The organism is Heyndrickxia shackletonii (genome assembly GCF_001420715.1).
GTDB classification, from domain to species: domain Bacteria; phylum Bacillota; class Bacilli; order Bacillales; family Bacillaceae_C; genus Margalitia; species Margalitia shackletonii.
Map to the genome: position 1 here is coordinate 1,569,830 of NZ_LJJC01000004.1, position 14,485 is coordinate 1,584,314.

The 14,485-nt window shown below is 38.0% G+C and carries 11 protein-coding genes and 1 other annotated feature; of the genes, 8 read left to right on the plus strand and 3 right to left on the minus strand.

Features of this window, described 5'->3' with window-relative positions; all coding sequences use genetic code 11:
- The first annotated feature begins 161 nt into the window (after window positions 1–161).
- A complete protein-coding gene (locus tag AN964_RS07420) occupies window positions 162–1,247 on the plus strand; it encodes a M42 family metallopeptidase (protein WP_055739066.1) in 1,086 nt (361 codons plus the stop codon).
- A gap of 243 nt (window positions 1,248–1,490) precedes the next feature.
- On the opposite strand, the gene sspI is transcribed toward AN964_RS07420, so the two are convergent.
- On the minus strand, window positions 1,491–1,700 hold the full coding sequence (sspI, locus tag AN964_RS07425; RefSeq protein WP_055739067.1) for a small acid-soluble spore protein SspI: 210 nt from the start codon (window positions 1,698–1,700) through the stop codon (window positions 1,491–1,493).
- A 112-nt stretch (window positions 1,701–1,812) separates the two neighbouring features.
- Here sspI and AN964_RS07430 point away from each other — a divergent pair, with 112 nt between their 5' ends.
- From AN964_RS07430 to pheT, 3 genes are all read left to right on the plus strand, one after another.
- Window positions 1,813–2,568 carry a TrmH family RNA methyltransferase gene (locus AN964_RS07430; protein WP_055739068.1) on the plus strand — a complete coding sequence of 252 codons (756 nt, stop codon included), beginning with the start codon at window positions 1,813–1,815 and terminating at the stop codon, window positions 2,566–2,568.
- 91 nt (window positions 2,569–2,659) lie between these two features.
- Window positions 2,660–2,893: a binding site (T-box leader), on the plus strand.
- A 43-nt stretch (window positions 2,894–2,936) separates the two neighbouring features.
- Window positions 2,937–3,974: a phenylalanine--tRNA ligase subunit alpha gene (gene pheS, locus AN964_RS07435; protein WP_055739069.1), complete on the plus strand. Its 1,038-nt coding sequence runs from the start codon at window positions 2,937–2,939 to the stop codon at window positions 3,972–3,974.
- A 17-nt stretch (window positions 3,975–3,991) separates the two neighbouring features.
- Window positions 3,992–6,406 carry a phenylalanine--tRNA ligase subunit beta gene (pheT, locus tag AN964_RS07440; protein WP_055739070.1) on the plus strand — a complete coding sequence of 805 codons (2,415 nt, stop codon included), beginning with the start codon at window positions 3,992–3,994 and terminating at the stop codon, window positions 6,404–6,406.
- A gap of 42 nt (window positions 6,407–6,448) precedes the next feature.
- Here pheT and AN964_RS07445 read toward each other — a convergent pair whose 3' ends face one another.
- A complete protein-coding gene (locus AN964_RS07445; protein ID WP_055739071.1) occupies window positions 6,449–7,093 on the minus strand; it encodes a Bax inhibitor-1/YccA family protein in 645 nt (214 codons plus the stop codon).
- A gap of 191 nt (window positions 7,094–7,284) precedes the next feature.
- Between AN964_RS07445 and fdhD the strand changes: the two genes are divergently transcribed.
- A complete protein-coding gene (gene fdhD / locus AN964_RS07450) occupies window positions 7,285–8,088 on the plus strand; it encodes a formate dehydrogenase accessory sulfurtransferase FdhD (RefSeq protein WP_055739072.1) in 804 nt (267 codons plus the stop codon).
- 461 nt (window positions 8,089–8,549) lie between these two features.
- Here fdhD and rnhC read toward each other — a convergent pair whose 3' ends face one another.
- Window positions 8,550–9,476, minus strand: a complete 927-nt coding sequence (gene rnhC / locus AN964_RS07455) for a ribonuclease HIII (protein WP_055739073.1) — start codon at window positions 9,474–9,476, stop codon at window positions 8,550–8,552.
- Between the two features lie 180 nt (window positions 9,477–9,656).
- On the opposite strand from rnhC, the gene AN964_RS07460 reads away from it, so the two are divergent.
- The 3 genes from AN964_RS07460 (at window position 9,657) to AN964_RS07470 (ending at window position 14,389) form a co-directional block, all read left to right on the plus strand.
- The gene (locus AN964_RS07460; RefSeq protein WP_055739074.1) at window positions 9,657–10,196 is read left to right on the plus strand and encodes a CvpA family protein; all 540 of its coding nucleotides are present in this window, start codon (window positions 9,657–9,659) and stop codon (window positions 10,194–10,196) included.
- Window positions 10,197–10,295: 99 nt separating this feature from the next.
- Window positions 10,296–12,017, plus strand: coding sequence for a DNA polymerase/3'-5' exonuclease PolX (polX, locus tag AN964_RS07465; RefSeq protein WP_055739075.1), 1,722 nt, complete (start codon window positions 10,296–10,298; stop codon window positions 12,015–12,017).
- A gap of 17 nt (window positions 12,018–12,034) precedes the next feature.
- Entirely contained in the window at window positions 12,035–14,389 is a 2,355-nt protein-coding gene (locus AN964_RS07470) for an endonuclease MutS2 (protein ID WP_055739076.1), read from the plus strand.
- The last annotated feature ends 96 nt before the right edge of the window (window positions 14,390–14,485 follow it).

Below are 14,485 nucleotides of genomic sequence, written 5' to 3' on the forward strand. Positions count from 1 at the left end.
TAGGGATGAATCTCATATTTAACATGGTAGAAGTCCAACAAGCCTATATAGCAAAAAATTAGGTGAATGAAGGAAGGGTATTAATAGCAGAATTTTTGTACATTTTCGCTTTTTCTATTATAATGGAATAGGTACATATTATTAATTCGGAGGTCATAATATTGGCTAAATTAGATGAAACATTAACGATGCTGAAGGACCTGACAGATGCAAAAGGGATTCCAGGAAATGAACGTGAAGTTCACGATGTAATGAAAAAATACATAGAACCATTTGCTGATGAAGTGACATCTGATGGTTTAGGCAGTTTAATTGCGAAAAAAGTAGGCGACGAAAATGGTCCTAAGATCATGGTAGCTGGCCATTTAGATGAGGTAGGCTTCATGGTGACAAAAATTGATGACAAAGGCTTTATTCGTTTTCAAACGGTTGGCGGTTGGTGGTCACAAGTCATGCTTGCTCAACGAGTAACGATTGTCACAAGAAAAGGCGATATTACAGGTATTATCGGCTCTAAACCGCCACATGTATTATCACCTGAAGTCCGTAAAAAGCCATATGAAATCAAAGATATGTTCATTGATATTGGCGCATCCAGCAAAGAAGAAGCACTTGAGTGGGGCGTTTTGCCAGGGGACATGGTCGTTCCGTATTTCGAATTTACTGTCATGAACAATGAAAAAATGCTATTAGCAAAAGCATGGGATAACCGCATCGGCTGTGCCATTGCCATCGATGTTCTTAAAAACTTGAAAAATGAAAATCATCCAAACGTAGTTTATGGAGTAGGAAATGTTCAAGAAGAAGTAGGACTTCGCGGAGCTAAGACAGCTGCAAATGTAATTAAGCCGGATATCGGTTTTGGTGTAGACGTAGGTATCGCTGGTGATACACCGGGACTTTCTGAAAAAGAAGCAATGAGTAAAATGGGGGAAGGTCCGCAAATCATCCTTTATGATGCGTCAATGGTATCCCATAAAGGCCTACGTGACTTTGTGGTTGGTGTTGCGGATGAATTAAATATTCCATATCAATATGAATCCATCCCTGGTGGAGGAACGGATGCAGGTTCCATTCATTTGACAGCAAATGGTGTACCTTCCTTAGCGATTACCATTGCAACTCGATATATACATTCACATGCTGCGATGCTTCATCGTGATGATTATGAAAATGCCGTGAAGTTGATTACCGAAGTGATCAAGCGCTTAGATAGAGATGCAGTAAATAAAATTACTTTCGAGTAAATACACAAAGAAACGCATGGAATCCATGCGTTTTTGCATTATGCGGACACTGATTCCGTTATTCACATAAAAAGTGCTATTTTGGAGATGTTTGCGGACACACGTTCCGTTATTTACTGTAATACACTCCAAAATAGCTCTTTTTTCGCTTGATAGCGGAACCCGTGTCCGATAAAAAACTGAAATCACCATATTATTCACAAATAACGGAACGTATGTCCGCTTACATTCAACATGTTTTGCTTACTGTTTTAACCCTTGTTCTAACGTTTCCAGCATCATGTCTTGTTCCTTTTGATCCGCATGATTCCAGATTACTTCAAACAAAACACCTAAACCTGGAAGCAGTTTTTCTTCGCCTCTTTGTATAGCATCTACAATAGTATCCTTCAATTGATCTTGTGTATTACCAGAAACATTGTGAATAATTGCATTTCGCAGGTTCAAATTCATGAAGACACACTCCTTTTTATTCTTTTCTCTCTTATCATTACACTAAGTAAATTTTCTATGTACGAAAAATACGTTATAATGGTAGACAAGCTATTATAAGGAGAATTGTCTTGTGAAATATATTCAATCTATACAAAATCCGCAAATAAAACAATGGAAAAAGCTATTAACCAAAAAAGAACGCGAAAAAACAAATACCTATATTCTTGAAGGCTTTCATTTAGTGGAGGAAGCTTTACATTATAGAGATGATATAATCGAAATCATTGTTAGTGAAGAAGCGGATTTACCTGCATACTGGGACGTAAGTGATATATCAATAACGAGAGTTACACCGGAAATAAGCAGAATCATATCTGATACCGAAACAACTCAAGGGATTTTTGCGATATGTCAAATAAGAAATGCAACAACCAAGGACTTAACAGGGAAATCTTATTTACTCCTTGATGGTGTGCAAGATCCAGGAAATCTAGGTACGATGATTCGAACAGCAGATGCTGCAGGAATTGATATGATTCTTTTAGGAAAAGGTACTGCAGATATATATAATCCAAAGGTTCTACGCTCCGCTCAAGGAAGCCATTTCCATGTAGAGTTTTTGTCTGGAAATTTACAGGAATGGATTCCGAAACTGAAAGCAGCAAATGTTCCAATCTACGGTACTGCTCTAGAAAATGGAATTCCTTATAAAGAAGTGCAGCCGGAACCGTCCTTTGCCCTTATTCTGGGTAATGAAGGAAATGGTGTATCGAAAGAAGTGTTATCTCTAACAGATAAAAATCTGTACATCCCAATCTTCGGGAAGAGTGAATCCCTTAATGTTGCAGTTGCTGCTGGCATTTTAATGTATTATTTTAAAAATTAGAGCTCACTTAACTTAAAAAATGACATAATATATCAAAATCCATTTGAAAATCATTTCACAAAATACTATAATAGAAACAATTGAATGAAGTTGAAAGACAATGATAGGGAAAAGTAGCTTATGACATTCATGCAGGGAGAAAATGCCAAAGACTGAAAGCATTTTTATGAAAAATTAAGTGAAGTTCACCCCTGGAGTCAGCATCGGGACCGTTTATTGAAACGTAAAGATGCATCGGTGAAAAACCGTTATCAAAGTTAAGTGAACATAAGAAAAATGATTATGTTAATTAGGGTGGTACCGCGATGATAACCTCGTCCCTTTTGTGGAGACGGGGTTTTTTTATTTTTTCAAAGGAGGAAAAAAATATGGAGCAAAAATTAAAGGAGCTTCAAGCAGAGGCTTTACAAAAAATCGAGCAAGCAGAAGAATTAAAAGCACTTAATGATATTCGTGTTGCGTTTCTAGGAAAAAAAGGACCAATCACCGAAGTATTAAGAGGAATGGGGCAATTATCTGCTGAAGAACGGCCTAAAATGGGTGCTCTTGCAAATGAAGTGAGAGAAGCCATCAGTGAAAAAATCGAAACGAAGCAAAAAGCATTAGAAGCGGCAGCAGTTGAGAAACAATTAGCTTCCGAAACAATTGACATCACCCTCCCTGGCCGTCCGGTGAAAGTTGGAAACCATCATCCATTAACAAAGGTAATTGAGGAAATTGAAGATCTGTTTATCGGGATGGGCTATAAAGTGGCGGAAGGACCAGAGGTAGAAAAGGATTACTACAACTTCGAGGCATTAAATCTGCCAAAAGGCCACCCTGCACGTGATATGCAGGATTCCTTCTATATTACAGAAGAACTGCTGCTTCGTACTCATACATCACCTGTGCAAGCAAGAACTATGGAAAAGCATGAAGGCAAAGGACCAGTGAAAATTATTTGCCCTGGTAAAGTATATCGCCGTGATAATGATGATGCCACACACTCTCATCAATTCATGCAAATCGAAGGATTAGTGGTGGATGAAAACATCACAATGGGAGATTTAAAAGGTACGTTACAAGTGTTTGCTAAGAAAATGTTCGGAGAAGATCGTGAAATTCGCCTTCGCCCTAGCTTCTTCCCATTCACAGAGCCATCAGTTGAAATGGATATCACCTGCAAGATTTGCGGTGGAGAAGGTTGTAATGTATGTAAAGGTACTGGTTGGATTGAAATTTTAGGAGCAGGAATGGTTCATCCCAATGTTCTTGAAATGGCTGGATTTGACTCGAAAAAATATACAGGATTTGCTTTTGGAATGGGACCCGAACGTATCGCGATGTTAAAGTACGGAATTGATGATATTCGTCATTTCTACACAAATGATATTCGTTTCTTAAAGCAATTTGCTGTAACTGAGTAAAAGTTGGAGGGATATAAATGTTAGTTTCTTATAAATGGCTGCAAGAATATGTAGATTTAACAGGAGTTGAAGCACACGACCTTGCGGAAAAAATTACACGCAGCGGTATTGAGGTTGAAGGTGTGGAACAAAAGAGCAAGGGTGTAAGCGGTGTTGTGGTAGGGCATGTTCTTGAATGTGAAAGGCACCCAAATGCCGATAAATTAAATGTCTGCCAGGTTGATTTAGGGGAAGGCGAACCGGTTCAAATCGTTTGCGGTGCACCGAATGTCGGAAAAGGTCAAAAAGTAGCCGTTGCAAAAGCGGGTGCCGTCTTACCGGGAAATTTTAAAATTAAACGTTCTAAATTACGCGGGGAAGAATCAAATGGAATGATTTGTTCCTTAAAAGAACTTGGAATCGACGGAAAGCTTGCTCCAAAGGAATATGCGGAAGGAATTTTTGTTTTCCCAAATGATGTGGAAGTTGGCTCAGATGCCCTTGCATTATTAAATTTGGATGATGAAGTGCTAGAGCTAGGCTTAACACCAAACCGTTCTGATTGTTTAAGCATGCTTGGTGTTGCTTATGAAACAGGTGCTATTTTAGGGAAAGAAGTAAAACTTCCAAGCGTTAATCATGAGCGTTCTTCTGAAAAAGCGTCCGATTATATTTCTGTTAAAGTAGAAGCGAAAGAAGCAAATCCGCTTTATACAGCAAAAGTGATTAAAAATGTAAAAATTGGTCCATCCCCTTTATGGATGCAGACGAGATTAATGTCTGCCGGCATTCGTCCGCATAACAATGTAGTAGACATTACAAACTATATTCTTTTAGAGTATGGTCAGCCATTACATGCATTTGACTATGAACAGCTTGGTTCTAAAGAAATCGTTGTTCGCTTAGCACATGAAGGAGAAAAAATCGTTACCCTTGATGATGCGGAAAGAACATTGAAAGCAAATCATCTTGTCATTACTAACGGAAAAGAACCTGTAGCGATGGCAGGTGTAATGGGTGGAGCAAATTCAGAGGTAACTTCTGATACAACAACAGTCTTGCTTGAATCAGCTTACTTTGATGCACAAACAATCAGAAATGCATCAAAAGATCATGGCTTACGAAGTGAAGCAAGTGCACGCTATGAAAAAGGCATTGATCCAAATCGTGTGCATGAAGCAGCAGAGAGAGCAGCCCAATTAATGGCTAAATATGCTGGTGGTGAAGTTCTTGATGGTACAGTTGAAGTTAATTCTTTAACAGTGGAACCTGCTGTTGTTTCCATTACACTTGAAAAAATTAATTCTTTCTTAGGTACTTTCATAACAAAACAAGAAGTGAAGGAAATTTTCGATCGCTTGCAATTTGGCGTCGAGGTTGACAATGACACCTTTACCATTACAGTTCCAACACGTCGTGGCGATATTACAATCCAAGAAGATTTAATCGAAGAAGTTGCAAGACTTTACGGATATGATAATTTACCAATAACGTTACCAACCGGTGCTGCAACTCCTGGTGGGTTAAGCGATATTCAAAGAAAACGCCGCACGACAAAAAGATTTTTAGAGGGTGCAGGACTAAACCAAGCGGTTACGTATTCATTGACAAGCTTAGAGAAATCTTCTCAATTTGCTTTAGAAAAGCGTGATCCAATCCGCCTTGCGATGCCGATGAGTGAAGAAAGAAGCTATTTACGCTTAAGCATTGTTCCACAGCTACTGGAAGTAGTGTCATATAATAATGCTCGTAAAAACGAGTCTATTGCATTATACGAAATTGGATCTGTCTTTCTAAAAACTACAGATAATGAACAGCCTGAAGAGCATGAACATTTAGCCGGAGCCATCACAGGCCTTTGGTTAAATCATCCATGGCAAGGCGAGAAAAAGCCAGTTGATTTTTACGTGGCAAAGGGTGTTATTGAAGGCTTGTTTGAAGAGCTTGGTGTTAGTGATTCCATTACTTATCAAGCAGCAGCTGTGGAAGGGATGCATCCTGGAAGAACAGCTGAGATTGTTCTTGACGGTAAGGGAATTGGCTATGTTGGCCAAGTACATCCACAAGTTCAAAAAGACTTGGATTTAAAAGAAACGTATGTATTCGAAATCAATATGAAACCAGTTTTTGATCATCCAGTTCCAGCTCTTCAATACAATGCTATTCCTCGCTTCCCAGCGATTACACGTGATATCGCTTTAGTGGTAGATCGTAAGGTGAATGCTGGTGAAGTAAAAGAAATTATCGAGAATGCAGGCGGAAAATTATTGAAGAACGTATCCATTTTCGACTTGTACGAAGGGGAACATATGGAACCAGGCAAAAAATCCATCGCCTTCTCTTTAACTTATATGGATCCAGAAAGAACTTTAACGGATGAAGAGGTTGTAAAAGCACATAATAAAGTACTTGCAGCGGTGAAAGATAAAGCAGGTGCAGAGTTAAGAGGATAAAATAAAAACGCAGAACCTTGAATTGGTTCTGCGTTTTGTCTATTAATCCCTGCTAATAAACCCAATTAACCTTAGCAACTCTAAGAACAAATTAATAAAGTCTAAGAATAAGTTAAGTGCAAGTAACGGAACTGCTTCTTCTGTAAATTCCATGCGCTTCATGCGATTAAAGTCGAACATAATGTAAAGAGAGAAGACAACTGTTCCGATTATAGATGCAACAAAGAGTGCAGTAGAGGAAAACGGTGAAAAGATATTAATCAAGCCTATTACCACTAATGCGAGTAGAGCTGTAAATAAAATCCCGCTTAAGAACGATAAATCTTTTTTCGTTTTCGTGCCAACAAAACTCATTACTGCAAATATAACAAGAGTTGCGGTGAACGCAGATAAAACAACTTTAGCTCCTGAAGTTGCTAAGTAATGGGCAACTATCGGATAAGTTGTAATCCCTGAAATGAACGCAAAGGCAAATAAAAATCCATATCCAACGCTTTTTTTCTTTCTTAAAAGAAAAGCGGATAAAATCATGATGAACTCAACGACCATTAATGGCATAAACAATGCCGGTGGTACCATGGTTCCGATCAGCATTCCGATGACAGCCAAGCATAGTGAAAGGGCGAATGCTTTTAATACTGAACCCATGAGATCCCGCTTATTTACTGAGGTATAAACATCGTACATTTTTACTCATCTCCTTTATAACCATTTTATTCATTTTACCATATAAATTATACAAGCTAAATCTACAAATTATTGGGACGGGCAACAATGAGATTATTGTTTAATCGAGTGTATCCCTATCCTTGTTGCAATTTACTGAAAATTTGCTATTCTAATAGAAACTATTAACGTAATATAAAGTAGGGGAAAACATGGATAACAGAGTAAGGAACAGTATGCCAATGATTAAATACGATGGAAATGCCTTTGTTGATATGGAGGACGAAGTGGCCATTGAATATCCTCTAACTATTTTTATCGATAATGAGGAGTTTGCCACAATGGTCTGTTCACCAACCAATTTAGAGGAGCTGGTAATTGGCTTCTTAGCTTCAGAAGGGATGGTACGTACTTTCGAAGATATAGAATCTATGGTAATCGACGAGGGAAAGGGGCTAGTTTATGTTAGCTTGAAGGTCAAGCAATCCATTAATAAGGAATTTTATTCAAAGCGATTTATCGGTTCTTGTTGCGGGAAAAGCAGGCAATTTTATTTTCATAATGATGCAAGAACAGCGAGAACTGTTTTAAGCAAAATACAGATCACAATTGAGCAATGCTTTCGTCTAATGAAGCTTATGCAAGAGCAATCCGTTGATTTCCAGCAAACCGGCGGAGTTCATAATGCCGCGCTATGCACTGCTGACCAACTTCTTTATATTCAAACCGATATTGGTCGTCACAATGCACTTGATAAGCTTTACGGTATTTGTCTAAAGGGAAAATTGCCGCGAAACGATAAAATCATTTCTTTTAGTGGTAGGGTTTCATCGGAAGTTTTATTAAAAGTTGCAAAAATGGGAATTGGTATTGTTCTTTCAAAATCGGCACCAACTACATTGGCCATTGAACTGGCGAATGATCTAGGTATTACAGTCGTGGGCTTTATTAGGAACCATCAATTTAATATTTATTCTCATTCTGAAAGAATAATAGAAGGTAAGAAAGGGGAGTAATAAATAATAACGTTTAGATAGCATATTATTTGTATATTTTTTGCGGACAGAGAATCCTTTATTTTTATAAAATGACCATTATTTAAGCGTTTAGCGGACACAGGTTCCGCTGATATGACGAAAAACATATGAAAATCATCGCATTTTAGCTAAATAACGGAACGTGTGTCCGCAAAAGTAAGGAATCCGGCCGTTTTGTCACAGATAAGGGAACTAGTGTCCTTTAATGGCTGAAAACCCGTTTTACCGGACATAGGTTCCGTTATTCCCATGAAAAAGCTTTCTTTCATCTTGTTAGAGGACACACATTCCGTTATTTCATGAAATATTATTAAAACCAGGTGCTTTTTGTTGTAATAACGGAACGTGTGTCCGCAAAAGTAAGGAGTCCGACCGTTTTGTCACAGATAAGGGAATCTGTGTCCTCAAAACTTTGAAAGGGAACACTGACTCACAAACATTTACACAAGTTTTTTCGCCTTTTCCGTATTGGCAAAATGCATTTTTGTAAAATGATGTAAGGAAGCTTCCCCTTTTAACTTAATTAGTTTTGCAGCAGCCTGATCGACTTGCTGACCTGCTCCTTTTGGAAGGGTAAATCCGGCTTCGGCACTTAAATCATCCATCGCCTTCACAAATGCATATCTGGCTAAAATAGAAGCAGCGGCAACAGCAATATGGATGCTTTCCCCTTTTGTACTGAAATACACATTCTTTTTGCATATTTCCTTTTGACCTTGAATATGGCGGAAATAGGTATTTGCCTCTACAAACTGGTCAATAAGAATGCCTTCTGGCTCTTCAGGTGATATTTTTTTTAATAAATGAATCAATGCCTGGTTATGTAAAATCGCCTTCATTTTCCCCTGAGACATTCCTGATGCCTGCAATCGATTATACTTTTCATTTTGCAGCTTTAATAAACTATAAGGAATGACTGTAAGTAGATCCTTTGCAATTTTCATTATTTGCGGGTCCGTTAAATCCTTTGAATCCTTAACCCCAAGCTCTTTCAGTAATGGAATTTGCTCTTTTCTTACATATGCACTTACAACGGTAATCGGGCCAAAGTAATCCCCTGTTCCAACCTCATCGGAGCCGATAAAAGACATGTTTGCGATATTTGCTGGAAGGTCAGCGCCAGATGTTTTTGCCTTTGAAGCAATAGATGGTTTCGCGGGTTCAACATTTCCCCACTTAGCTGCCTCCTCCTCATTATTTTTTCCTTGAAACATGACCTTTCCTGAACGGTATGCGGTAATAGTGCAGTTATTCGTTTTTGCTACGAAAATTCCGCCTTGTGGAATTTTATCCATAAGTGATGGCTGATAATGTACTTTCATTTTCTCTAATAATGATGGTGCCGCTTGAATAATGATATTAGACATTTTGTTCCTCCATATAAATAATTCTTCCCTTATCGACACAGGTGGACAATTCTTCCCAAATTTACTTGGTTCATGTTATGATATTATTTAGTATTTTAGTATACGGCAAAATCCTTTTGCCATAATCAATTAAAACGAAAGTTTATCTGAATTTGAATACACTAAAGGAATGAAACTGACATGGTTGATATTGTAATCCTATTAATCTTTGTGATTGGTTTTTTTAACGGATTAAGAAGAGGCTTTATCCTCCAATTAATTCACGTGACAGGCTTTATCTTTGCCTTTATCGTTGCGTATATGTACTATGCTGATTTTGCAGACAAATTAAAGCTTTGGATCCCGTATCCTACCTTGAATGAGAATGCTTCCTTTAAAATGATTTTTGACGGAATGAATCTTGAACAAGCTTATTATAAAGTGATTGCCTTTGCCATTATCTTTTTTGCCGTAAAAATTATTTTACATATTATTGGTTCCATGCTCGACTTTGTAGCTAAATTTCCGGTCATTAGGCAATTAAATGTCTGGGCAGGCGGTATTCTAGGCTTTATTGAAGTTTACTTATTTGTCTTTATTGTATTATACATCGGGGCATTAGTTCCAATTGAAATGATCCAGCATTGGATTGACAAATCATTTTTAGCCGAAGGAATCATTAAAAACACACCTATTTTGTCCAATCAAGTTAAACAATGGTGGTTCGATTATGTGGGCTAAAACTTCTCTTTAAGAGGAGTTTTTTCTTTTTATACTGCTATTTGCTAGTATATAGTATAGATAGGTAACCGGTATTTAGAATGGGGATGGTGTTAATTCATGAATGTAGATAAAAAGGATGTCATTCGACTGCTTGAACAAATCGCTATTTATTTAGAATTAAAAGGAGAAAATTCCTTTAAAATATCCGCTTTTCGGAAAGCGGCGGCTTCTTTAACAGCTGAACCGAGGGTTTTAACGGAAATTGAAGATTTTACTGCTCTAAACGGAATAGGGAAAGGCACAGCCTCTGTAATAGAGGAATTTATCTCAACTGGTACCTCCACCGTGTTAAAGGAGCTTCAAGAAGAAGTTCCCAAAGGGCTTATTCCACTATTACAATTGCAAGGGCTTGGCGGGAAAAAAATAGCTCGTCTGTATCAAGAATTAGGTGTTACAGATGTGGAATCGTTAAGAGATGCATGTGAATCTGGGGAAGTTCAAGCTTTAAAAGGGTTTGGCAAAAAAACAGAAGAAAAAATATTGGAAGCAATAAGTTCCATTGGTTCAAAGCCAGATCGTTTCCCTCTTGCTTTTATGCTGAAATATATTGATATGATTGAGGCTGCCCTTCAGGACATGATTGGGATTGAAAGATATTCGAAAGCTGGCAGTCTCAGAAGGTTACAGGAAACATTAAAAGATTTAGATTATGTAATTGCTACAAAAGATCCAAAGCTAGTAAAAGAACAGCTGCTTCGATTAAATGAAGCATCAGAAGCAATTGCAAGCGGAGATACAAAAGTATCGATTACCATTTCGGATACGTATGATATCAACATTGACTTTCGTCTTGTGACACCTGAACAGTTTGCCACTGCATTGCATCACTTTACAGGTTCAAAAAATCATAATGTGAAAATGCGTCAGCTTGCAAAGGAACGTGGAGAAAAAATAAGTGAATATGGTGTGGAGAATCAGGAAACAGGGGAGATGTTAACGTTTGATTCAGAGGAGGAATTTTTCCATCACTTTGGACTTCCTTTTATCCCTCCTGAAATCCGCGAAGATGGAAAAGAAGTTACGGAGTTTCATTCCAATATCGAGCTGGTTACGTTACAGGATATTAAAGGCGATCTTCATATGCATACAACTTGGTCCGATGGTACAGCTTCCATTGAGGAAATGATTGAAGCTTGCCGTAAAAAAGGTTATAAATATATGGCAATAACAGACCATTCACAATATTTAAAAGTAGCAAATGGTCTTACGGTTGAAAGACTTCGTGAGCAGAAAGAAGAAATTAGGCGTTTAAATGAAAAATATGATGATATTTTAATTTTATCAGGGATTGAAATGGATATTTTGCCGGATGGAACACTTGATTTTGATGATGAAATTTTAGCGGAGATGGATATCGTCATTGCTTCGATTCATTCAAGTTTCACCCAGTCCAAAACAAAAATTATGGAACGCTTGAAAACTGCTTTAATGAATCCGCATGTTGATATTATTGCTCATCCTACAGGCCGTAAAATTGGCAGGCGATTAGGATATGATGTAGATATTGATTTATTAATTGAACTGGCAAAGGAAACGAATACAGTCCTGGAGTTAAATGCAAACCCTAACAGGCTTGACTTAATGCCCGTGTATGTTAGAAAAGCACAAGAACAGGGTGTAAAAATAGTCATTAATACAGATGCACATTATATAGAAAATTTAAATTATATGGATATAGGTGTTGGAACTGCTCGAAAAGGCTGGATAGAAAAAAATACAGTATTAAACACATTAGAGCCGGAAGAGCTCATCGCATTTCTAAATCGCGATCACAGCTAAGACAGGAGGCTGAATGAATGCAAGAAAAAATATTAAAGACATTAGAATTCAATAAAATCAAGGAATTACTTGGGGAACATGCTTCCTCTACATTGGGGGCTGAGAGGATTCAAGCTTTAAAACCATCCTCTTCCTATGAAGAAGTTTTACAATTACAGGCAGAAACAGATGAGGCCGCTAATGCATTGCGCTTAAGAGGGCATGCACCGTTAAGTGGAATATATGACATTCGAGCGCATGTAAAAAGGGCAGTCATTGGCGGCGTTTTGAATCCTATTGAATTAATGCAGACGGCTAGTACTATTTATGCATCGCGTAATATGAAACGATTTATCGAGGGTCTGTTAGAAAATGAAGTAGACATTCCTATTTTGGGGGAAAAAGCGGCTCAAATTGAAATTTTGACACCCCTCGAACATAGAATTAAACAAGCAATTGATGAAAATGGAGATATTTTAGATTCAGCAAGTGAAACATTAAGGCATATACGCCAGCAGCTGCGCTCAAATGAAAGCAGAATTCGTGAAAAGCTTGAAAGTTTAATTCGATCCAGAAATGCAGCAAAAATGTTATCTGATGCCATTGTTACGATTCGTAATGATCGCTATGTAATCCCGGTTAAACAAGAATACCGAGCGAATTATGGCGGGATTGTTCATGATCAGTCATCATCTGGACAAACATTATTTATTGAACCCCAATCCGTTGTGGAATTAAATAATCAACTAAGAGAAATTCATATGAAGGAGAGTCAGGAAATTGAACGGATCTTAATGGAGTTATCAGCTGAAGTGGCAGAAGCAGCTAATGACTTAACTCTCATCGTGGATATTTTAGGGGATCTTGATTTTATTTTTGCAAAAGCACGGTACGGAAAAACAATTAAAGCGACAAAACCGAAAGTAAACAATAACGGTGTAATCCACTTGTATAAAGCGAGACATCCATTACTCCCAATTGATGAGGCTGTCGCTAATGACATTACTTTAGGGAAAGATTACTCCACAATGGTCATTACAGGTCCAAATACAGGTGGTAAAACCATTACTTTAAAAACGATTGGTATTTGTACTTTAATGGCACAGTCAGGATTGCAGATACCTGCACTCGATGGTTCTGAAGTTGCCGTTTTTCAAGAGGTTTTTGCCGATATTGGGGACGAACAATCGATAGAACAAAGCTTAAGTACGTTTTCCTCCCATATGGTGAATATTGTTGATATTTTAAAATATGTCGATCATGAATCACTTGTGTTATTTGATGAACTTGGTGCAGGAACGGACCCGCAGGAGGGGGCGGCATTAGCCATCTCCATTTTGGATGAAGTGTACCAAAGGGGAGCAAAAGTTGTAGCTACTACCCATTACCCAGAATTAAAAGCATATGGCTACAATCGTGAAGGTGTCATTAACGCCAGTGTCGAGTTTGATGTGGAAACATTAAGCCCAACGTATAAATTATTAATTGGCGTTCCCGGACGAAGCAACGCATTTGAAATCTCTAAACGCCTTGGATTAACGGAAAATATCATTAAATCTGCTCGTGCCCATATTGGTGCTGATAGCAATGAAGTGGAAAATATGATCGCTGCCTTGGAAAAAAGCAAAAGAGAAGCAGAACGTGAACTTGCAGAAGCGCAGGATTTCTTAAAGCAATCGGAAAAGCTTCATAAGGATTTACAGAAAGAAATGATTGAGTTTTATGAAAATCGAGATACATTATTTGAAAAGGCTGAATTAAAAGCAGCGAAGATTGTAGAAAAAGCCAAAGAAGAAGCAGAGGATGTTATTCGTGATTTACGTAAAATGCGTTTAAATCATCATGCTGACATAAAAGAACATGAACTAATAGAAGCCCGTAAGAAGTTGGAACAAGCTGTTCCGTCTATTGAGAAATCAGCGATTGCAAAGCCTGCAAAGAATAAGCGTACATTAGTCCCAGGAGACGAGGTAAAAGTTCTAAGCTTTAACCAGAAGGGGCAGCTCCTTGAAAAAATAGGGAATGATGAATGGCAAGTTCAAATGGGAATTATGAAGATGAAAGTAAAAGAATCGGATATGGAATTTGTTCAATCTGAAAAGAAAGTGAATCCGAAGCCACTCGCAACAGTGAAGGGAAAAGATTATCATGTTGGTCTTGAGCTGGATCTCCGCGGTGAAAGATTTGAAAATGCATTATTAAGAGTAGAAAAGTATATAGATGATGCACTTTTAGCTGGCTACCCGAGGGTTTCTATCATTCATGGAAAAGGTACTGGTGCACTCAGATCAGGCGTACAAGAATATTTGAAACAACATCGCTCTGTAAAACGTATAAGATTAGGTGAGGCAGGGGAAGGCGGCAGCGGGATTACAGTTGTAGAATTTAAATAAGAAAAGCCAAAATGCTGCAGCTCTAGCATACGGATTTCGTAGTCGCAGGAGAAACCAACAGACACCGTGTTGATGTCCTTACCGCCTGGGAAAAGA

Bases quoted from the DNA above. Each gene is read 5' to 3' on its own strand.
- AN964_RS07460 (WP_055739074.1), top strand. From the start codon at position 9,657: ATGGTTGATATTGTAATCCTATTAATCTTTGTGATTGGTTTTTTTAAC.
- polX (WP_055739075.1), top strand. From the start codon at position 10,296: ATGAATGTAGATAAAAAGGATGTCATTCGACTGCTTGAACAAATCGCT.
- pheT (WP_055739070.1), top strand. From the start codon at position 3,992: ATGTTAGTTTCTTATAAATGGCTGCAAGAATATGTAGATTTAACAGGA.
- sspI (WP_055739067.1), bottom strand. From the start codon at position 1,700: ATGAATTTGAACCTGCGAAATGCAATTATTCACAATGTTTCTGGTAAT.
- AN964_RS07470 (WP_055739076.1), top strand. From the start codon at position 12,035: ATGCAAGAAAAAATATTAAAGACATTAGAATTCAATAAAATCAAGGAA.
- fdhD (WP_055739072.1), top strand. From the start codon at position 7,285: ATGGATAACAGAGTAAGGAACAGTATGCCAATGATTAAATACGATGGA.
- AN964_RS07445 (WP_055739071.1), bottom strand. From the start codon at position 7,093: ATGTACGATGTTTATACCTCAGTAAATAAGCGGGATCTCATGGGTTCA.
- rnhC (WP_055739073.1), bottom strand. From the start codon at position 9,476: ATGTCTAATATCATTATTCAAGCGGCACCATCATTATTAGAGAAAATG.
- pheS (WP_055739069.1), top strand. From the start codon at position 2,937: ATGGAGCAAAAATTAAAGGAGCTTCAAGCAGAGGCTTTACAAAAAATC.